At 71.8% G+C, this 19,313-nt stretch carries 16 protein-coding genes and 1 tRNA gene; 10 read left to right on the top strand and 7 right to left on the bottom strand.

Going from position 1 to position 19,313, the window contains the following annotated elements; genetic code table 11:
* Window positions 1-284 precede the first annotated feature (284 nt).
* On the top strand, window positions 285-1,082 hold the full coding sequence (locus ACFYUY_RS14605; RefSeq protein ID WP_360217409.1) for a phytanoyl-CoA dioxygenase family protein: 798 nt from the start codon (window positions 285-287) through the stop codon (window positions 1,080-1,082).
* A gap of 36 nt (window positions 1,083-1,118) precedes the next feature.
* Here the strand turns inward: ACFYUY_RS14605 and ACFYUY_RS14600 are convergent, their stop codons facing one another.
* Window positions 1,119-2,387: an ATP-grasp domain-containing protein gene (locus ACFYUY_RS14600; RefSeq protein ID WP_360217412.1), complete on the bottom strand. Its 1,269-nt coding sequence runs from the start codon at window positions 2,385-2,387 to the stop codon at window positions 1,119-1,121.
* An 89-nt stretch (window positions 2,388-2,476) separates the two neighbouring features.
* On the opposite strand from ACFYUY_RS14600, the gene ACFYUY_RS14595 reads away from it, so the two are divergent.
* Window positions 2,477-3,682, top strand: coding sequence for an MFS transporter (locus ACFYUY_RS14595; protein WP_387900724.1), 1,206 nt, complete (start codon window positions 2,477-2,479; stop codon window positions 3,680-3,682).
* Window positions 3,683-3,749: 67 nt separating this feature from the next.
* Entirely contained in the window at window positions 3,750-5,174 is a 1,425-nt protein-coding gene (locus ACFYUY_RS14590) for a nucleotide disphospho-sugar-binding domain-containing protein (RefSeq protein WP_387900722.1), read from the top strand.
* A gap of 157 nt (window positions 5,175-5,331) precedes the next feature.
* Here ACFYUY_RS14590 and ACFYUY_RS14585 read toward each other — a convergent pair whose 3' ends face one another.
* On the bottom strand, window positions 5,332-6,873 hold the full coding sequence (locus tag ACFYUY_RS14585) for an alpha/beta fold hydrolase (protein WP_360217421.1): 1,542 nt from the start codon (window positions 6,871-6,873) through the stop codon (window positions 5,332-5,334).
* Between the two features lie 163 nt (window positions 6,874-7,036).
* On the opposite strand from ACFYUY_RS14585, the gene ACFYUY_RS14580 reads away from it, so the two are divergent.
* From ACFYUY_RS14580 to ACFYUY_RS14565, 4 genes are all read left to right on the top strand, one after another.
* Window positions 7,037-7,393 carry a VOC family protein gene (locus ACFYUY_RS14580; RefSeq protein ID WP_360217424.1) on the top strand — a complete coding sequence of 119 codons (357 nt, stop codon included), beginning with the start codon at window positions 7,037-7,039 and terminating at the stop codon, window positions 7,391-7,393.
* A gap of 131 nt (window positions 7,394-7,524) precedes the next feature.
* The gene (locus ACFYUY_RS14575; RefSeq protein WP_360217427.1) at window positions 7,525-9,924 is read left to right on the top strand and encodes an excinuclease ABC subunit UvrA; all 2,400 of its coding nucleotides are present in this window, start codon (window positions 7,525-7,527) and stop codon (window positions 9,922-9,924) included.
* Between the two features lie 195 nt (window positions 9,925-10,119).
* A complete protein-coding gene (rfbB, locus tag ACFYUY_RS14570) occupies window positions 10,120-11,100 on the top strand; it encodes a dTDP-glucose 4,6-dehydratase (RefSeq protein ID WP_360217063.1) in 981 nt (326 codons plus the stop codon).
* Window positions 11,097-12,479: an NDP-hexose 2,3-dehydratase family protein gene (locus ACFYUY_RS14565; RefSeq protein ID WP_387900719.1), complete on the top strand. Its 1,383-nt coding sequence runs from the start codon at window positions 11,097-11,099 to the stop codon at window positions 12,477-12,479. Before rfbB ends, ACFYUY_RS14565 begins: the two co-directional genes overlap by 4 nt.
* A gap of 91 nt (window positions 12,480-12,570) precedes the next feature.
* Here the strand turns inward: ACFYUY_RS14565 and ACFYUY_RS14560 are convergent, their stop codons facing one another.
* Together ACFYUY_RS14560 and ACFYUY_RS14555 are read right to left on the bottom strand one after the other, a co-directional pair.
* Complete coding sequence (locus ACFYUY_RS14560; RefSeq protein ID WP_360217069.1) at window positions 12,571-13,050, bottom strand: carboxymuconolactone decarboxylase family protein; 480 nt, start codon at window positions 13,048-13,050, stop codon at window positions 12,571-12,573.
* A 111-nt stretch (window positions 13,051-13,161) separates the two neighbouring features.
* A complete protein-coding gene (locus tag ACFYUY_RS14555; RefSeq protein ID WP_360217072.1) occupies window positions 13,162-13,905 on the bottom strand; it encodes a gamma-glutamyl-gamma-aminobutyrate hydrolase family protein in 744 nt (247 codons plus the stop codon).
* Between the two features lie 242 nt (window positions 13,906-14,147).
* On the opposite strand from ACFYUY_RS14555, the gene ACFYUY_RS14550 reads away from it, so the two are divergent.
* The 3 genes from ACFYUY_RS14550 to ACFYUY_RS14540 all read left to right on the top strand — a co-directional run bounded on the left by ACFYUY_RS14550 (window position 14,148) and on the right by ACFYUY_RS14540 (window position 17,250).
* Window positions 14,148-15,074 carry an ATP-binding cassette domain-containing protein gene (locus tag ACFYUY_RS14550; protein ID WP_360217075.1) on the top strand — a complete coding sequence of 309 codons (927 nt, stop codon included), beginning with the start codon at window positions 14,148-14,150 and terminating at the stop codon, window positions 15,072-15,074.
* Window positions 15,071-15,910 carry an ABC transporter permease gene (locus tag ACFYUY_RS14545; RefSeq protein WP_360217078.1) on the top strand — a complete coding sequence of 280 codons (840 nt, stop codon included), beginning with the start codon at window positions 15,071-15,073 and terminating at the stop codon, window positions 15,908-15,910. The genes ACFYUY_RS14550 and ACFYUY_RS14545 overlap by 4 nt, the downstream gene beginning before the upstream one ends.
* Before the next feature lie 149 nt (window positions 15,911-16,059).
* The gene (locus ACFYUY_RS14540) at window positions 16,060-17,250 is read left to right on the top strand and encodes a ParB N-terminal domain-containing protein (RefSeq protein ID WP_360217081.1); all 1,191 of its coding nucleotides are present in this window, start codon (window positions 16,060-16,062) and stop codon (window positions 17,248-17,250) included.
* Window positions 17,251-17,260: 10 nt separating this feature from the next.
* On the opposite strand, the gene ACFYUY_RS14535 is transcribed toward ACFYUY_RS14540, so the two are convergent.
* From ACFYUY_RS14535 to leuE, 3 genes are all read right to left on the bottom strand, one after another.
* Window positions 17,261-18,121: an AraC family transcriptional regulator gene (locus tag ACFYUY_RS14535; RefSeq protein WP_360217084.1), complete on the bottom strand. Its 861-nt coding sequence runs from the start codon at window positions 18,119-18,121 to the stop codon at window positions 17,261-17,263.
* Window positions 18,122-18,424: 303 nt separating this feature from the next.
* Window positions 18,425-18,498 (bottom strand) — tRNA-Thr (locus tag ACFYUY_RS14530).
* A 114-nt stretch (window positions 18,499-18,612) separates the two neighbouring features.
* Window positions 18,613-19,263: a leucine efflux protein LeuE gene (gene leuE / locus ACFYUY_RS14525; RefSeq protein WP_387900716.1), complete on the bottom strand. Its 651-nt coding sequence runs from the start codon at window positions 19,261-19,263 to the stop codon at window positions 18,613-18,615.
* Window positions 19,264-19,313: the final 50 nt, after the last annotated feature.

Genomic DNA, 19,313 nt, shown 5'->3' with positions numbered 1-19,313 from the left:
GTACGGAATCGAATTCCATACGGGCGGCGCATTCGCTGGTCAGCGGATTACCACTTGCTGGTCTCCTGCTGGGCGTCGCGGCTGTCCATGAAAGTACCGTCGGACATGTTCCACTCCTTCCTGAACCAGTTTTCACGAGGCCGGACGACCTCATGGCCCGAAAGCTTAGGCAGGGCCGCCGGAACGCGGCAACGGCCGCATTCCGGCATCACTTGAACATGAACGGTCCGGTATTCCTGTGGGTGGGTCCGCGAGGATCCGACATCAGCGAGGGAGAGAGAGAAATGGTTGATCCCCATTCCCCTGACCTGCGGGAGAACGGGTTCGCCCGGCTCCCCGGGCTGGCCGCCGGCGAGGTGCTCGACCGGCTCCGCGGCGCGGCCGGCCGGCTGGCCGACCTCGTCCGCGACCGCACCGTCTCCACCGGGGACTTCGTGCTGGAGGCGCCCGGCATCGGCGGCTGGGCGGCCTGGCAGCAGGGCTCCGGGGCCCTGCCCGGAGTGCTCCGGTCGGCCGACCGGATCCACGAGCACGTCCCCGAGTTCGACGCCGTGCAGCGCTCGCTCGGCCTGGCGGACGACGTGGTCGGGCGCGCCGTCGGCGGACCGGGCACGCTGGTCAACGCCTTCCTGTGGGCCAAGCCGCCCGTGGTGGGCTCGGCGAAGCCCTGGCACCAGGACATGGCCTTCGCGCCGCCCGGCTTCGGCACCGGCGAGCACGGCATCGTGACGGTCTGGATCGCGCTGGACCCGGCCACCGAGCGCAACGGCTGCCTGGAGTTCCACCCCGGCTCCCACCTGCTCGGGCTGCTCCCGCACTCCGGGGACCGCGAGCGCCTGCCCGGCGAGGCGCCGCTGGCCCGGGCGGTCGAGCCGCACGTGGCGGACGAGCACCTGCCGCGCACGACCGAACCGGTCCCGGTGCCGCTGGAACCCGGTTCGGCCGTCGTGTTCGACGGTCTGGTGCTGCACCGCTCGGCGCCCAACACGACGGCGGCGGAGCCGCGCACCGCGGTCAGCTTCGTCTACCGGGTGCCGCTGCCGTCCTGGTCGAGCCTGGAGCCGGCCGCCGTCCACCGCTGAGGTTCGACTGCGGCCGGTCCGCGCTCGAACGCCGCCTCAGCCGCGCTCGAGCCCGTAGAACGCGGCCCCGTCGAGGTGCCGGATGGTGTTGAGGTCGCGCTGCACGACCTCGTCGAGGTCGTGCAGCAGCGTCACGATCACCGGGTACGTCAGGTCGTCGACCGTCCGCCGGATCGGCTGGCCCGGTTCCACCAGGGTCGCCAGGGCGTGGAAGCCCTCCAGCGCCTCGATCCGCTCGATCCCCCGGTACTCCTCCAGCAGTCCCTCCACCGGCGAGACCATGCCGAAGATCGCGCAGTACCTCCGCACCCGGTACGGGCGGCCCGCCCGGGCGTGGAAGCGCTCGGGCCGCAGGTAGGCGTCCACGGTCCACTCCGGCTGGGACTCGCCGATCGCCAGCCCGGCGGTCGCCGGGATGCCGCCGCCGGCCATCCGGGCCCCGACCTCGACCAGGCACGGCCCGTCGGGGGTCATCCGGATCTCCAGGTGCGCCGGGCCGTGCGCGATGCCGAGGGCGTCCAGCACCCGGAACCCGTACGCGGTGAGCGGCTCGACGACCGGGCTGTCGGAGTCGATCAGCGACAGCGCGTCGCAGAGGTCGACGACGCCGTTGGCGCTGACCCGGCTGGTCCGCCAGACGTCGCAGACGTGGTGGCGGCCGTCCCGGCTCACCGTGTTCACCATGTACTCGGTGCCGGCCAGGTACTCCTGCGCCACCGCCCCGCGGTTGGGCCGGGAGAAGACGTCGTCGGCGCCGACGAGGGAGCGGAAGGCGGCGACCGACTCCTCCGGGGTGTCGCAGAAGTGGACGCCCTGGCTGGCCGCGCCGCGCGGCGGCTTGACCACGACCCGCCCGCCGAGCTCCGCGTGCCAGGCGGCCAGCTCGTCCGCGTCGGTGGCCCACAGCTGCCGGGCCGCCCGCAGGCCGGCGGCGCGCACCGCCTCGACCATGAGGTGCTTGTCCCGCCTCGCCGCGCTGAGCGCGGTCCCGTTCCCGGGCAGGCCGAGCCGCTCGGCGAGCTCGTCCGCCAGTTCCACCCCGACCTCGCCGCCGGAGAGCACGGCGACCGGCGAGTACGCCGCGACGGCCGCGGCGGTCGCCGCCGGATCGCCGTCGTGCACGATGTCCGCGATGAAGTCCCCGGGGACGTGCGGCGAACCGCGGTACGCGGCCGGAACATCCCGCGTGCTCTGCACACGGACGACCGAACATCCCTGCTCACGGAATTCCAGGACGAGCGAGCGGACCCCGGCGTAGGCGTCCACCAGCACGATGCACGGGTTTTCCCCAATAGCTGCTGTCATGTGTTCAACGATAGACAGGATCGGCCATCGCCGATATCCGTTCAGCTCTGCCATCCTCCACCCCTGAAGGGGGACGCAAGGAGGAAGAGATGACGTTGTTTCCCACGGCGCTGCGCTCGCCGAATTCCACTCCCGCATTACTGTTCGTCAATACCTGCGGGAGTTTCCTGCTGCTCGTGAGCCTCTCCACCCGGGTCGGTTCCGACACCGGCTCCGGGCTGCTCGCCGGAGCCCTGCTCAGCGCGCCCTGGCTGCCCGCCCTGCTGCTGGCCGCCCCGCTCAACCGGCTGCTCGCCCGCCCCGCCCCCGAGCGGCTGGTCCGGCTGGCCGAGGCGGCGAGCCTGGCCCTGACCGCGGCCGCCCTGCTGGCGCCGGGCCGCGCGCTGCTGGTGACCGCCACCGTGCTCGTGGTCGTCCGCGGGTACTTCGAGGCGATCACCCGCTCGGCCACCGCGGTCGTGCTGCGCGGCGCCGTGCCGCCGGAGCGGCTGGACCGGGCCAACACCGTCGCCGAGATCGGCAAGCTGACCGGGGTCAGCGTCGGCGCCGCACTCGCCGGGCCGGCCGCCTCGGTCCTGTCCCTGCGCGGGCTGGTCGCGCTGAACGTGGCGACGCTGGCGCTCTCCGCGCTGCTCGCCTGGGCGCTGCCCCCGGCCACCGCGGTGGCATCCGACGGCGGCCGGGCCGCCGCGGGCACCGCGGGCGGCACCCGGCTGCGGGTGGACGACCCCGCGCTGCGCCGGCTGCTCGGGCGGTTCCTGCTGGTGGCGTTCTGGCAGGGATTCCACACCGTGGCCGTGACCGTCGTCCCGCTCGACCTGCTGCACGGCGGGACCCGTCTGGTGGGGGTGTTCGTCGCGGTCTCGGCGGTCGCCGTCTTCGCCGGCTCGCTCGCCGCCCTGCCGGTCCAGCGCCACCTCGACCGGGTGCCCTCCGCCGCCTGGGCGCTGCTCCCGCTGCCGCCGCTGCTGGCGGCGGTGCTGATCGGCCGGACGGTGCCGACCCTCGTGCTGTACGCGCTCTTCCTGGTGTTCTTCGAGATCGCCTTCGTGCACTACAACAACCGGCTGCTGGCCACCGCCTCGGCCGAGGAGCTGTCCTCGGTGGTCACGCTGCGGGCCACGCTGCTGCCGTCGGGCGTGGCGGTGTCGATCCTGCTCGTGGGCGCGCTCTGCGACCTGACGGGCCCGCTGCCGGCGACCCTCGTGGTCGCCGCCGTCACCGTCGTGGTGACCGCGGCGACCGGGAGCACCAGGCAAGTCTGGAGAAGATCTGTAGCGGACGCGTCAGGATGATGGAAGCGGCGGTGAGCGAGGCGTTCGCCCGCGAATTCTTCCGCCCCTGAAGCTAAGGACGTCCGCCATGCGCGTTCTCATCGTGCCGTTCCCCTGGAAGACCCACCTCTTCAACCTGGTGCCGCTGGCGTGGTCGCTGCAGACGGCCGGGCACGAGGTCCGGGTGGCCGGCTGGCCCGACCTCCTCGACGCCGTCACCGGGGCCGGGTTGATGGGTCTGGGCGTCGGGCCCGGCGAGACCCCGGAGGAGCGGAAGCGGCGGGACCAGCGCAGGGCGGGTCCCGCGCCGGCGGCGGGCGGTCCGGCCGGGGGCAGCCCGGCCGGCGGCGGCCCGGGCCGAGGGGGTCCCGCACAGGGGAGTCCCGCACAGGGGGGTCCCGCGAAGGGAGGTCCTGCGAAGGGCGGCCCGGCCGGCAACGACCTCGGCCCGCTGTTCGACGCCGACCCCGGCCGGGAGCGGCTCGGCTGGGAGGCCGTCACCAAGGTCTTCGACGACCTGGTGCTGCCGCAGGCCCGGCGCTCCAACGACTCGATGATGGACGACCTGGTCTCCTTCGCCCGCGAGTGGCGGCCCGACCTCGTCCTCTGGGGCGCGAAGGCCTTCGCCGGTGCGGTGGCCGCCGCGGCCGTCGGGGCGGCGCACGCCCGGGTGCTGTACTCGGTCGACGTCTACACCCGGATGCGCGAGGACTACCTGCACGCGATGGCCCAGCAGCCGCCGGAGGAACGCGTCGACGGGCTGCGCGAGTGGCTCGGCGGCTGGGCCGGGAAGTACGGCTTCGAGTTCTCCGAGGACCTGGTGAACGGGCAGTTCACCATCGACCCGCTGCCGGAGGCGTTCCGCCCCGACCCGCGCCCGACCACGCTGCCGATGCAGTTCGTCCCCTACAACGGGCCGACCGTCATGCCGCGCTGGCTGGCCGAACCGCCGCGGGCGCCACGGGTGCTGATGACCTTCGGGGACTCCGTCAACGACGGCCCGGTGCAGCACCTGCTGCCGGTCGAGAAGATCCAGGAGATCCTGGACTCGGTGGGCGACCTGGAGATGGAGCTGGTCCTGACGCTGCCCGAGGAGTCCCAGCGCAAGCTCACCGAGGTGCCCGCCAACACCCGTCTGGTGGAGTCCGTCCCGCTCTCCGAGGTCCTGCCGGGCTGCGCGGCCATGGTGCACCACGGCGGGACGTGGTCCTTCGGCTGCGCGTTGCGCTACGGCGTCCCCCAGCTGCTGATCAGCCGGGCGTTCGACCTCCCGCTGAAGCTCCAGTGCCTCGAACGGTCCGGCGCGGGGCTCTCCATGAAGCCCGCCGAGGTGGACGGCCCCGGGGTCAGGGAGGCGATCGTCCGCCTGCTGGAGGACGAGGGCCTCCGGGCGAACGCGCAGCGGCTGCGCCAGGAGGTGCTCTCCATGCCGTCGCCCAACGAGTTGACCCGCACCCTGGAGGTGCTGGTGCTCGCCCACCGGGCCGGCGCCGCCCCCGCCGGCGCACGCTGAACACCCCTCCGCCCGCACGCTGAACACCCGTCCGCCGAAGCCGGGCTGATCATCGGTCACCAGCTCCCCGTGCAGGCGGCCCCGCATGTCTGTCCCATGCGGGGCCGCCCGGCGGACGGGTGCCGGAGCCGGACCGGGAGCCCGGCCGGGATCCGGATCAGGAGGCGGTCGGGACCGGGTCCGGCGCCGCCGCGCAGGTGGCGTCGACGAAGGCGCCGGCCGCGGGGCGGGTGCCGTCGCGCAGGTAGTCGCTGGCGTAGGCGTTGAGGCAGGTGTTGCCGTTGGCGGAGAGCGCGGCGCCGACGTTGTGGCCGTCCTTCTCCACGATCAGGCGGGAGTTCGGGAACAGCCAGTGGGTCTCGTAGGCGCCGTAGACGCCGTGCGCGGTGTCGTACTGGGGCTGCACCAGCAGCACGTCCACCTGGCGGTTGCCGATCCGCGGCGTGGGCTGGGCCTTCACCGGCCAGAAGGCGCACGGGGCGTTGTACCAGGCGTTGGTCCAGGTGATGAAGCGGTTCCCGTCGGCGTACTGGCCGGCGTAGTCGTCGTGCCAGGTGTCCCAGTCCCGCGGCGAGGAGGCGTCGGTGCACTGGGAGGCGTTGTTCATCGCCTGCCGGTTCTGGTGCGGGAAGCCCGGGACGGTGAAGGTGGCCTTCAGCGAGGTCCCGTCCCCCTTGACGACCCAGTCGGAGAGCACCTTCGCCCGGGATATCCAGGTCCAACTGCGGTAGAGCACCGGCTCGAAGACGTCCGTCCACTCGGCCGGGCCGATCTTGCCGTCGAGCGGCGTGGCGCGCAGCGCGTCCTGGCCCTTGTAGTAGTTCGCCTCGACGGCCTGCTCGGTGGTGCCGAGGTGGTAGACCGAGTCGTACTTGGCGACCCAGGTGAAGAAGATCTTCGCGTTCTCCTCCGAGGTCTCGTTCTTGTCGACGTTGTCGTCGTACCAGGCGCCGCCGGGGCTCACCACGCTGTCGAGCAGCATCCGGCGGACCCGGTTCGGGTACATCGAGGCGTAGATCGAGCCGAGGTAGGTGCCCCAGTCGGTGCCGAAGTACGTGATCTTGTCCTGGCCGAGCGCGATCCGCATCCGGTCCAGGTCGCGCGCGGCGTCCTTGGTGCTGAGGTGCTTCAGGACGTCGCCGTACTTGTCCCCGCAGCTCTTGGCGTAGGCCTTGGCCTGCTCCACCAGCGCCTGCTCGGCGGCGGGCGAGCTCGGCACCGGGTCCGGCTTGGCGTGGCCGGGGTCCACGTAGTCGGGGTCGCAGACGACCGACGGCTCGCTGGCCCCGACACCGCGCGGGTCGAAGCCGATCCAGTCGTAGGCGGCGCCCACGTCCTTGGCCAGCCCGGTGGTCCCCTTGGCGTAACGGGTCGGCAGGTCACGGCCGATGCCGCCGGGCCACTGACCGCGGTTGAGGATCACGACGCCTTGGTACTGGGCGTCGGGGGCGGTGTGCTTGGCCCGGGTCAGCGCGAGGCTGATCTTCTGGCCGTTGGGCTTGTCGTAGTCGAGCGGCACCTGCACCGAGCCGCACTCCAGGCCCTTGAGCAGGGCGCCGAGAACGGGGTCGTTGTCCGGACACAGCGTCCAGGAGACGCTGCCGGCGGCCGGCGCGGGAGCGTCCGCCGCGGCCGGGGCGACGGTCGACCCCACCAGACTGGCCGCGATCACCGTCGTGACCAATGCGAGCTTTTTCACGTGATTCCCCTTCTGGATGCAACGCGCTCGCAGCCTGACAAGGACGTCTTTATTTCCGGTCGACGGCGGCTGGACCGGCACTGGAGTGAGCACAAATGGAGAAGCGCCGCGTCTGGAATGCTCCCTAGCATCAATTGACATGATCTCAACCCCAGGAGTGACCATGGCTGACACCGCCACCCAGGGAATCAAGACCGTTCTGCATCCCGTCAAGGACCTGGCAACGGCCAAGAAGCTCTACACCGCCCTGCTCGGCGTCGAGCCGCAGACCGACGAGGACTTCTACGTCGGCTTCGACATCGCGGGTCAGCACATCGGTCTGGTGCCCGGGGCGGGGACGCAGGGCATGACCGGGCCGGTCGCCTACTGGCACGTCCCGGACATCCAGGCGAAGCTGGCCGAGGTGACCGCCGCGGGCGCCACCGTGCAGAACGCCACGGCCGACGTGGGCGGCGGCCGGCTGGTGGCCACCGTCACCGACGCCGACGGCAACGTGCTCGGGCTGCTGCAGGACCGCTGACCCGGGGCAACGCCTCGAATCCCCCTCGAGCGCCCCTCGAGCGTTCCTTGAGGGGGAATCGAGGGCGGCGCCGCAGGCTCGCCGGACGGGGCCGGGCGCGCACGGTCCCCATCCCGCGAGATGGAGAGACCATGGGCAAGGACACCGGGGCGGACCAGGCCTCCACCGAGACCGGGCCGCACCCCGCGGACCGCCACGACCTGATCCGGGTGCACGGGGCCCGGGTGAACAACCTCAAGGACGTCAGCGTCGAGCTCCCCAAGCGCCGGCTGACGGTGTTCACCGGCGTGTCCGGCTCGGGCAAGAGCTCCCTGGTGTTCGGCACCATCGCCGCCGAGTCCCAGCGGCTGATCAACGAGACCTACAGCGCCTTCGTCCAGGGCTTCATGCCGACGCCGGCCCGCCCCGAGGTCGACGTCCTGGACGGGCTGACCACCGTGATCACCGTCGACCAGCAGCGGCTGGGCGGCGACCCGCGCTCCACCGTCGGCACCGCCACCGACGTCAACCCGATGCTGCGGATCCTGTTCAGCCGGATCGGCCGGCCGCACGTCGGCCCGCCCAGCGCCTTCGCCTTCAACGTCCCGCGGCGCACCGCGAGCGGGGCGATGAACGTCGACAAGGGGCGGGGCGAGCGGGTCGTGGTGCGCAAGGCCGTCTACCACGGCGGCATGTGCGCGCGCTGCGAGGGCCGCGGCACCGTCTCCGACATCGACCTCACCCAGCTCTACGACGACTCCAGGTCGATCGCCGACGGCGCGTTCACCATCCCCGGCTGGACGCGCGACAGCTTCTGGACCACCCGGGTCTACGCCGAGTCGGGCATCCTCGACCCGCACAAGCCGATCCGCGACTTCACGGCCCGGGAGATGCGGGACTTCCTGCACGGCGAGCCGACCAAGGTGAAGGTCGACGGGGTCAACCTGACCTATGAGGGCCTGATCCCGAAGATCCGGAAGTCGATGCTCTCCAAGGACCGCGAGGCGCTGCAGCCGCACGTCCGGGCCTTCGTCGACCGGGCCGTCACCTTCGCCACCTGCCCCGGGTGCGACGGCTCCCGGCTCAACGAGGAGGCCCGCTCCGCCCGGATCGGCGGCACCGGCATCGCCGAGGCCTGCGCGATGCAGATCAGCGACCTCGCCGCCTGGGTCCGCGGGCTGGACGAACCGTCGGTGGCACCGCTGCTGGCCAAGCTGCTGCACACCCTGGACTCCTTCGTGGAGGTCGGGCTCGGCTACCTCTCGCTCGACCGGCCCGCGGGCACCCTGTCCGGCGGCGAGGGCCAGCGCGTCAAGATGATCCGCCACCTCGGCTCCTCGCTCACCGACACCACCTACGTCTTCGACGAACCGACCACCGGCCTGCACCCGCACGACGTGCAGCGGATGAACGGCCTGCTGCTGCGGCTGCGGGACAAGGGCAACACGGTGCTGGTCGTGGAGCACAAGCCGGAGGCGATGGCGATCGCCGACCACGTCGTCGACCTCGGGCCGCGGGCCGGCTCCGAGGGCGGCGAGGTGGTGTTCGAGGGCACCCTCGAAGGGCTGCGGGCCAGCGGCACCGTCACCGGCCGCCACCTCGACGACCGGGCCGCCCCCAAGGCGGCGGTGCGCACGCCGACCGGCCGGCTGGAGATCCGCGGCGCCACCCGGCACAACCTGCGGGACGTCGACGTGGACGTCCCGCTCGGCGTGCTGTGCGTGGTCACCGGCGTGGCCGGCTCCGGCAAGAGCTCGCTGATCCACGGCTCGGTCGCGCGCCGGGAGGGCGTGGTGGCGGTCGACCAGTCGCCGATCAAGGGCTCACGGCGCAGCAACCCGGCGACCTACACCGGCCTGCTCGACCCGATCCGCACCGCCTTCGCCAAGGCCAACGGCGTCAAGCCCGGGCTGTTCAGCGCCAACTCCGAGGGCGCCTGCGGCACCTGCAACGGCGCCGGCGTGATCTACACCGACCTCGCCGTGATGGCCGGCGTCGCCACCACCTGCGAGGACTGCGAGGGCCGGCGCTTCGAGCCGGCCGTCCTGGAGCACCTGCTGGGCGGCCGCGACATCAGCGAGGTGCTCGCCATGCCGGTCGACGAGGCGCTGGAGTTCTTCGGCGCCGGCCCCGCTCGGATCCCCGCGGCGCGGCGCGTCCTGGAGCGCCTCGCCGACGTGGGCCTCGGCTACCTCGGCATCGGCCGGCCGCTCACCTCGCTGTCGGGCGGCGAGCGGCAGCGGCTGAAACTGGCCGCGCACATGGCCGACAAGGGGGGCGTGTACGTCCTGGACGAGCCCACCGCCGGGCTGCACCTGGCAGACGTCGAGAACCTGCTCGGACTGCTGGACCGGCTGGTGGACGCCGGGAAGTCGGTGATCGTCGTCGAGCACCACCAGGCCGTGATGGCGCACGCCGACTGGATCATCGACCTCGGCCCCGGCGCCGGCCACGAGGGCGGCCGGGTCGTCTTCGAGGGCACCCCGGCCGAGCTGGTCGCCGCCCGTTCGACCCGCACCGGTGAACACCTCGCCGCCTACGTCGGCCGGTAGCGCCCGGTCAGGGGGGTGGTGGGGGGGGCCGTGGCCCCCCCCACCACCCCCTGCGGCGTTTTCAGCGGCTGAACGCAATTTGAAAGATGCCCGGAATCAGGCGATTCTTTAGCGTAATTGCACGGCATCCACCCCCCTCACCGAAAAGGGCAAGCACATGCTTCGATCGTGGAATTCCGACTGCGGCGTGGTCTCATGAAAATCCTCGTCACCGGCGGCGCCGGATTCATCGGCTCGCATTATGTACGGACCATGCTCGACGGGGGATACCCGGGTTACGAGGACGCGCACGTCACGGTGCTGGACGCGCTGACCTACGCGGGGAACCGCGACAACCTCCCGGCCTCCCACCCCCGGCTCACCTTCGTGCACGGGGACATCCTCGACCGCGGGCTGCTGCGCTCGGTGCTGGAGGGGCAGGACGCGGTGGTGCACTTCGCCGCCGAGAGCCACGTGGACCGTTCGATCGAGAGCGGCGCCGCGTTCGTCCGCACCAACGTCGAGGGGACCCAGGCCGTGCTCGAGGCCTGCCTGGCGCTCGGTGTCGAGCGGGTCGTGCACGTCTCGACCGACGAGGTCTACGGCTCGATCGACGAGGGGTTCTGGACGGAGGAGTCCCCCCTGCTGCCGAACTCCCCCTACGCCGCGTCCAAGGCCGCCTCCGACCTGATCGCGCTGGCCTACTTCCGCACCCACCGCCTGAACGTCTCGGTCACCCGCTGCTCCAACAACTACGGCCCCTACCAGCACCCCGAGAAGTTCATCCCGCTGTCCGTCACCAACCTGCTGGAAGGGCGCCCGATCCCGGTCTACGGGGACGGCGGCCAGATCCGCGAGTGGCTGCACGTGGACGACCACTGCCGCGCGGTGCACCGGGTGCTCACCGGCGGCCGGGCCGGCGAGGCCTACAACATCGGCTCCGGCACGGCCGTGCCGAACCTGACGCTGGCGCACCGGCTGGTCGAGCTGTGCGGGGCGTCCCCCGACCTCGTCCGGCACATCGCCGACCGCAAGGGCCACGACCGGCGGTACGCCCTCGACCAGACCAAGATCGAGCAGGAGCTCGGCCACCGGCCGCTCACCGCCTTCGACCGCGGCCTCGCGGAGACCGTCGCCTGGTACCGGGAGAACCCGCAGTGGTGGAAGCCGGTCAAGGAGAGCGGTGGTCGGTCGTGAGCACCCTGCTGATCCCGCGTTCCAGCGCCTCGGTCGCCGACCGGCTGGCCCGCTCCGCCGCCGCGGCCGAGGGCGTCCACATCGCGACGGCCGACGTCACCGGCTGGCTGGACCACCACCGGCGCAGCTGCGGCACGGAGATCCGCCGGATCCCGTTCGCCGAGCTCGACGCCTGGTCGTTCGCCCCAGAGACCGGCGACCTGCGGCACCGCAGCGGGAAGTTCTTCACCGTCGAGGGCCTGCACGTCGTCCGCCCGGAGGCCGAGTGGCAGCAGCCGATCATCGTGCAGCCGGAGATCGGCATCCTCGGCATCCTGGCCAAGGAGTTCGACGGCGTCCTGCACTTCCTGATGCAGGCGAAGATGGAGCCCGGCAACCCGAACCTGGTGCAGCTCTCCCCCACCGTGCAGGCCACCCGCAGCAACTACACCAAGGCGCACGGCGGGGCGGAGGTCCGCTACCTGGAGCACTTCCTCGACCCGGACCGGCGCCGGGTGCTCACCGACGTCCTGCAGTCCGAGCACGGCGCCTGGTTCTACCGCAAGCGCAACCGCAACATGATCGTCGAGGCGCACGGGGACGTGCCGGTCGCCGAGGACTTCCGCTGGCTGACGCTCGGCCAGATCGCGTCGCTGCTGCGGCTGGACAACGTGGTCAACATGGACGCGCGCACCGTCCTGGCGAGCGCCCCGATGGCGCCCCCCGAGCCTGGCGCGCTGTCCTCCGACGCCGACCTGCTGGCCTGGTTCACCGGTGAGCGGTCCCGGCAGGACGTCCACGTCCGCCGGGTGCCGCTGCGCGGGATCTCCGGGTGGCGGCGCGACGAGCACTCCGTCCACCGGCTCGACGAGCGGTTCTTCCGGGTGGTGGCGGTCTCCGTCGAGGGCGCCGGCCGCGAGGTCGCCGGCTGGACCCAGCCGATCATCGAACCGGTCGGCACCGGGGTCGTCGGGTTCGCCTACCGGGAGTTCGGCGGCGTCCCGCACGTCCTGGTGCACGCCCGGGTCGAGGGCGGCTTCCTCGACACCGTCGAGCTCGCGCCGACCGTGCAGTACGTCCCGGAGAACTACGCCCACCTGCCGGCCGGGCACCGGCCGCCGTTCCTGGACCTGTTCCTGAACGCCGCCCCGGACCGCGTCCGCTACTCGGCGGTCCACTCCGAGGAGGGCGGCCGGTTCCTCGACGCCGAGAGCCGCTACCTGGTCGTCGAGACGGACGAGGCCACGACGCCCACCCGGGCCCCGGCGGGGTACCAGTGGGTCACCCCGGGCCAGCTGAACGTGCTCACCGGGCACAGCCGCTACGTCAACGTGCAGGCGCGCAGCCTGCTCGCGGCGATCAACACCGGTGCCGTCGGCCGCGCCCCGCTGCCGCGCTGATCCTGCTGCCCGGCCGGGCGACCGGCCGGGCACACCAAGAGGCCCTGTTCGGTGGCGGAGTCACCGGACAGGGCCTCTTGGGGTGGAGCGCTTACTTGGTGGTCGTGGCGAGCCGAGAGGTCATCGGGGTCCACTTCTTGGGGTTGATCCGCCAGTCCACCGGCTCCTGCTTGGTCACGACGTTGACGCGGTTCCAGAGGTTGACCAGGCCGATGTGCAGGACCACCGCACCGAGCTGCACCTCGTTCCAGTGCTTGGCGGCCTCGTTCCACACCTCGTCCGTCACCGGGTTCTCCCGGTCGGCGATGCGGGTGGCACCCTCGGCCAGCGCCAGCACCGAGCGCTCGGCGTCGGTGAAGCAGGTCTGCTCCCGCCAGGTCGCCACCAGGGGGAGGCGGAAGTCCTCCTCGCCGGCCTCCTCGAACTCGCGCTGCTTCACGGGGATCTGGACCTCGCGGCCGTTGATCTGGCTCACCCGCAGGTGGATGAGCACGAGGGTCTGCAACGGCACACCGACATTGTTGACGGCCTTGACCAGCTCGCGCATGGGCGGCAGGACATCGGGAACCACCAGTGACGGGTTAGGCATCCGCGGCGACATCTGCAATTCTCCTTCGGATTGGGATCAGGAAACAGCTTGCCCTCAGGGCCGCCTTTTTCTCAAGTATCCGAATTTCGGCGGCTAGTTGTTTTTCGGGCGACCTGCGGCTCGTGCGAGTGCTTGATGGAGTCGTTTGTCGGCGGTGTGCCCGGATTCCCATTGCACACCGATCGCGAAGGGGTGGTCGGTGACCTCGACGACCTCGACGGTGCCGTCCTCCGCCCAGCCGGTGGCGGTGAGACCGGCACCGAGCCGGTGGACGGCCTGGTGGTGGTGGCAGGCCGTCTCCGGCTCGTCCTCGTCGAGGACGCCGGCGATCCGGCTGCCCGGCTGGAGCTTCAACCGGTGCCGACCGAGCGTAAAGGACGGATCCGCCGGGCGGTGGCCCTCGTGACCGGTGACCTCCGGCAGGTGCTGGTGCAGGCTGCCCCCGTGCAGCACGTTCAGCAGTTGCATGCCGCGGCAGATCGCCAGGACGGGCAACCCGGCGTCAAGTGCCGCTCTGACCAAGGCCAGTTCGACGCGATCGGCGTCCGGGGTCACCGCCCGGGTCACCGGGTGCGGGGCCTCACCGTACAGCGTCGGATCGAGATCGGGGCCGCCCGGGACGAGCAGGCCGTCGAGCCGGTCGACCACCTCCTCGACACCGGGCAGCAGCGGGAGCAGCAGCGGTGTGCAGCCCGCCCCGGCCAGGAAGGCCAGGTGCGCCTGGAGCGCGAGGCTGACGACCATGTCGGTGCCCTGGAGCGTGACCGGCGCCGTCCGGGCGCAGACCCCGATCACCGGCCGCCGGGCGGCGGCCGGATCACTCACGACTGAATTCATGACATCCTCATGGGTTCCGGGTTCAACTGAGGAAAACGAGCAGATGAAACGGCCGCTCGGGCCGGCCGTCACCGCCGTCAAAATTGCCACGCCGACGCGGCCGAGGCCATCGTGGGCGGCGGCCGCCGTTCACGGCGGAGCGGGCCGGCCCCTACTGAACGGATTCGGATTCCTGGTACCACAGGTGGGCGGGGCGGATTTATCCCCCGGAATCTCTCGCAGCCCCTTCAACCGAGGTGACCATGATCGAGGCCAAGAACCTCACGAAACGCTACGGCGACAAGACCGCGGTGAACGACCTGTCGTTCACCGTCGAGCCCGGCCGGGTCACCGGCTTCCTGGGCCCCAACGGCGCGGGCAAGTCCACCACGATGAGGCTGCTGCTGGGCCTGGACCGCGCCGACGCCGGCACGGCCACCGTGAACGGCGTGCCGTACCGCGAACTCGCCGCCCCCATGCGGGTGGTGGGCGCGCTCCTGGAGGCACGTGCGGTCCACACCGGGCGCAGCGCCTACGACCACCTGCTCTGCCTGGCCCAGACCCAGGGCTTCGGCAAGCGCCGGGTCGACCAGGTCATCGACCAGGTCGGCCTGGGCTCGGTGGCCCGCAAGCGGGCCGGCGGGTTCTCGCTCGGCATGGGGCAGCGGCTGGGCATCGCCGCCGCGCTGCTGGGCGACCCCGCCGCGCTGATCCTGGACGAACCGCTCAACGGCCTGGACCCCGAGGGCATCGTCTGGATCCGCAACCTGATGAAGTCGCTCGCGGCGGAGGGCCGCGCCGTCTTCGTCTCCAGCCACCTGATGAACGAGATGGCCGTGACCGCCGAGCACCTCATCGTGATCGGCCGGGGCCGGCTGGTCGCCGACTGCTCCACCGAGGAGTTCATCGAGCACAGCACCGAGCAGAGCGTGCTGGTGAAGACCCCCGACCGCGAGCGGCTCGCCGAGCTGCTGCGTTCCGAGGGCGCCACCGTCACCGACACCGACGAGGGCGACCTGGACGTCGTCGGGCTCGAGGCTCCGCGCATCGCCGAACTGGCCGCCGCCGGCGGCCTGGTCCTGCACGAGCTCTCGACCCGCCGCGGTTCGCTCGAGGACGCCTTCATGGAACTGACCAAGGACGCCGTCGAGTACGACGCCGGCGTGACCACCGCCGGAGGTGTGAAGTGACGACCGTGACCGCACCCGCCCCCGCGACCACCGTCACCGGCGGGGCCCGCGAACCGGGCTTCGCCGACCTGATGCTCTCCGAGTGGACCAAGATCCGCTCGGTCCGCTCGACCGTCTGGTCGCTCGTCATCCTGATCGTGCTGACCCTGATCGCCACCGTGCTGTTCATGCAGATGGGCGTCGCCAACTGGGACAAGAGCGACGCGGCCCAGCAGGCGGAGATGCGGCTCGACCCGACCGGCACCATCCTCGGCAGCGGCATCCTGCTCAGCCAGCTCGCGGTCTGCGTGCTGGGCGTGATGGTGATCGCCTCCGAGTACTCCACCGGAATGATCCGGGCCAGCCTCCTCGCGGTGCCCAAGCGGGTGCCGGTCCTGGTGGCCAAGGGCGCGGTCTTCGGCCTGGTGGTCCTGGTCGTCGGCGAACTGACCGCCTTCCTCTCGTTCTTCCTGGGCGCGCCGATCCTGAACGAGAAGGCGCCGGTCTCGATCGGCGACGAGGGCGTCCTGCGGGCCGTCTTCGGCTGCGGCCTGTACCTGTCCCTGCTCGGCCTGTTCGCGCTCGGGGTCGGCGCGATCATCCGGCACACCGCGGCGAGCATCACCGGCGTCATCGCCTTCGTCCTGGTGATCGCCCCGATGACCCGGATGCTGCCCGGTAGTGTGGGCAAGCACGTCCACGGCTACCTCCCCACCGAGGCGGGGTTCCTGATCACCCAGCAGCACTCCCGCGCCTCCGACGTCCTGGGGCCGTGGCAGGGCCTCGGAGTGCTCGCCCTCTGGACGGCCGCCGTGCTGGTCATCGCGGGTGTCCTGCTCCAGCGCAGGGACGCCTGACCAGGCCCTCCGCGTCCACCGCGGGTGTCCGCCGAACCGGCGGACGCCCGCGGTGTCGTGCTTCCAGGGAACGTCCACCTGCCCTCGACTGCCGCTGAAGAGCCGCTTGCGACGCTCGACGCAGCGGCAGCAGAGAGGGAGAGAACGGAATGGCTCAGAGCAACGGGCACGCCGTCCTGGTGACGAGTGCATTCAGCCCCGTCAGGACCGGCAACGCCGAATCATCGGCCCACACCGAATTCGATCTGAAGAACTTCGAGAAACTGCCGGCACGCGATGTCCCCATCACCGCGCTGTCGCCCGGAGTGTCCCTGCGCCAGGGCGGCACGGACGCCGCCCACATCCAACTCCTCATCGACGCGGCGGGTTCGGCCGAACTGCCGCCCATCCTCGTCCAGATGGACGGCTACCGCGTCATCGACGGGCTGCACCGGCTGGAGGCCGCCCGGCTGCGCGGCGACGACAGCATCAAGGTGCGCTTCCTCGACTGCTCGGACTCCGAGGCGCTCGTCATCGCCATGAAGGCGAACGGCTCGCACGGGCTGCCGCTGTCGAAGGCCGACCGGGTCTCCGGCGCCCAGCGGGTCCTGGGCTCCCACCCCGACTGGTCCGACCGGGCCATCGCCGGCATCACCGGGCTCAGCGCGAAGACGATCGCCTCGCTGCGCGACCAGTCGGCCGGGGGCGCGCAGCTGGGCGGCAAGCGGATCGGCCGGGACGGCCGGCGGCGCCCGGTGGACGCGGGCGAGGGGCGGCGCCGGGCGGCCGAGTACATCGCCGCCAACCCGAACGCGCCGCTGCGTCAGGTGGCCCGGGAGACCGACGTGTCGCTCGGCACGGTCCACGACGTGAGCGCCCGGCTGCGGCGCGGCGACAGCCCGGAGCGGGACGGACGCCAGACGGCCGCACGGCCGCAGGCCGTCCAGGCGGTGCAGCCCGTGCGGTCCGTGCAGGCCGTGCGGCCGGTCGACGGGGCGGTCCGGCCCGCCGGGGTCCCCGTGGGGGTCCCCGGCGGCGCCACCCGGGTGCCGCTGCGGGTGGCGCCGAGCGTCGACTCCGCCTCGACGCACCGCCGGAACCACACCGACGCGCCGCCCGCGTGGGCGACGGTGGCGGCCAAGATGGCCGGCGACCCCGCCATCCGCTACACCACCGGCGGCCGGGAGTTCCTCCGCTGGATGCAGCTCCACGCCACCGACCTCGACGAGGACTGGCGCGACCTGGTCGACGCGGTCCCGCCGCACTGGCGCGGCGTCATCGCCTCGATCGCCGAGCGGATCGGCCGGGAGTGGAGCCTGCTCGCGGAGCAGCTCAAGACCAACCAGGAAATGGTGCGGTGATCCCACCCGGTCACGACCGCGCCGGCACCGGTGCCGCGGACGCCACCCGGAGGTGGCCCGCGGCCCGGTGCCGTTCGGCGCGCTCCGGGGCCGGCACCACGGAGGCGCACCCGGGGTGGGCCGTGACGTTCGCCGGCGGTTCGAGCTCCGGCAGCGCCAGCAGCACCGGCGGGTCGGACGGACGGCCCGGGCGCAGCCGCACCGCCGCACTGGTGACGGTGTCGGCGGTGACCGTCACCGGCCCCGGGCCGTGCCCGCCGAAGAGCGCGGTCCGCCGGGCCCTGGCGTCGGGCCCGACCCCGTCGGCCACCGCCACCGCGAGCAGGTGCCAGGTCCCCTCGGGGACGTCCGTCAGCGAGTAGCAGGACGGCCTACCGCTCGGCACGTCGATCACCGCCGCGGCGAGCGACGGGTGCTGGACGACCGGCGTGCGGAAGGCGCCCAGGAACACCCGGGCGTTCCCGTGGCCCTCCGGCAGGCTGATCGTGCCCGCGACCGTCCCGAATCCCGTCCACGTTCCCGGATCGGGCTCCGGAAGTCCCTCCCCCCCTCCGCGTGCCAGCCGGCGGTACCGGCTCGGCGACACCCCGACCCCGGCGGTGAAGGAGTTGGTGAAGGAACCGAGGCTGTTGTAGCCGACCGCGAAGGACACCTCGGTGATGCTCATCGAGGTGGTCGCGATGAGCCGCTTGGCCTCGTGGATGCGGATCGCGGCCAGGAACCTGCCGGGAGTGAGCCCGGTCTCCTCCTTGAAGAGCCGCGTGAAATAGAAGCGGCTGAGCAGGGCGCTTTCGGCGATCTCGGTGAGAGTAAGCGGATCGCCGTAACGCGCCCGAATGCACTCGATGGCCCTTTCTACTGCAGTATCCATATGTCACCTCACTACGTGTGAACCAAGCAGCAGAATGACTTTCGCACATCGCGCTCGACTCGAGTAGTGCCGGTGATCTGAACACATACGTTCACCGTCCGCAATGGCCTGGAACAACTGTGGACGAATATCCGAATCCGTGCTCCGCCCCTTTTCCTGAACACGTCCGGGGGTCTTGAAAAAGCCCGCGGTCCTCGAAAACGCCCGGGGCCTCGAACACGCGAAGGGCCGGCCGGGGCGACTCACCGGCGGCGGGAACGCAAGAGGCCCAGGTCATCACGTGGATGACCTGGGCCTTCACCGAGCCGCCTGCGGGATTCGAACCCGCGACCTACGCATTACGAGTGCGTTGCTCTGGCCAACTGAGCTAAGGCGGCACCGATGCCGCGTGCGGCGGCAACGCGGGCCAGTCTACACAGGTTCGCGGGTGATCCGTAACGGGACGGTCCGGCGGCCGACCGGGCGGCCGCCGGGCACCCGGGCCGGGCCGGTCAGGCGGAGGAGACGGCGAGCTTGGCGGCGAAGCCGGCGAACAGGACGGCGACGCCGCTGGTGAGGGTGGCGGACAGCCTCCGGCGGCGGCGGAAGGCGGTGGCCAGGGTGGTGCCCGCGAAGATCAGCAGCGAGAGGTAGAGCATGCTGAACGTCTGCAGGATCCCGCCGAGCAGGGCGAAGGAGAGCACCGGCCGGCCGTAGCCCGGGTCGACGAACTGGGTGAAGAAGGAGAGCAGGAAGAGGATCGCCTTCGGGTTCAGCAGGCTGATCACCAGGGCTCGGCGGAACGGCCGCTCGACGGCCTCGGGAGCCGCCTGCGCCTCCGGGTCGGCGACGGCCCGGCGCTCGCGCCAGAGCTGGCGGGCGGCCCGCAGCATGCCGAAGCCGATCCAGAGCAGGTAGGCGGCGCCGCCGAACTTGACCACCGCGAAGACGGCCGGGTTGGCCTTCAGGAGGGAGGCGGCGCCCAGCGAGGTGAGGCTGATCAGCGTGAAGTCGCCGACGAAGACGCCGGCGGCGGCCCGGTAGCCGGTCCGGACGCCCTTGCGGGCGGCGACGGACAGCACGTACAGGGAGTTGGGTCCGGGGAGCAGGATGATGACGAGGGCGCCGAGGACGTAGGTCGCCAGGTCGTTGACTCCGAGCACGGTGCGCTCCGGTGGGGACGGGGGCAGGGGGGCGCTCATCGTAACGTCGC

The organism is Kitasatospora sp. NPDC004745 (assembly GCF_042873275.1).
In the GTDB taxonomy this organism is placed as follows: Bacteria; Actinomycetota; Actinomycetes; order Streptomycetales; family Streptomycetaceae; genus Kitasatospora.
The sequence above is the reverse complement of the archived record's forward strand: the minus strand, read 5'-3'. Positions and strand labels throughout refer to the sequence as shown.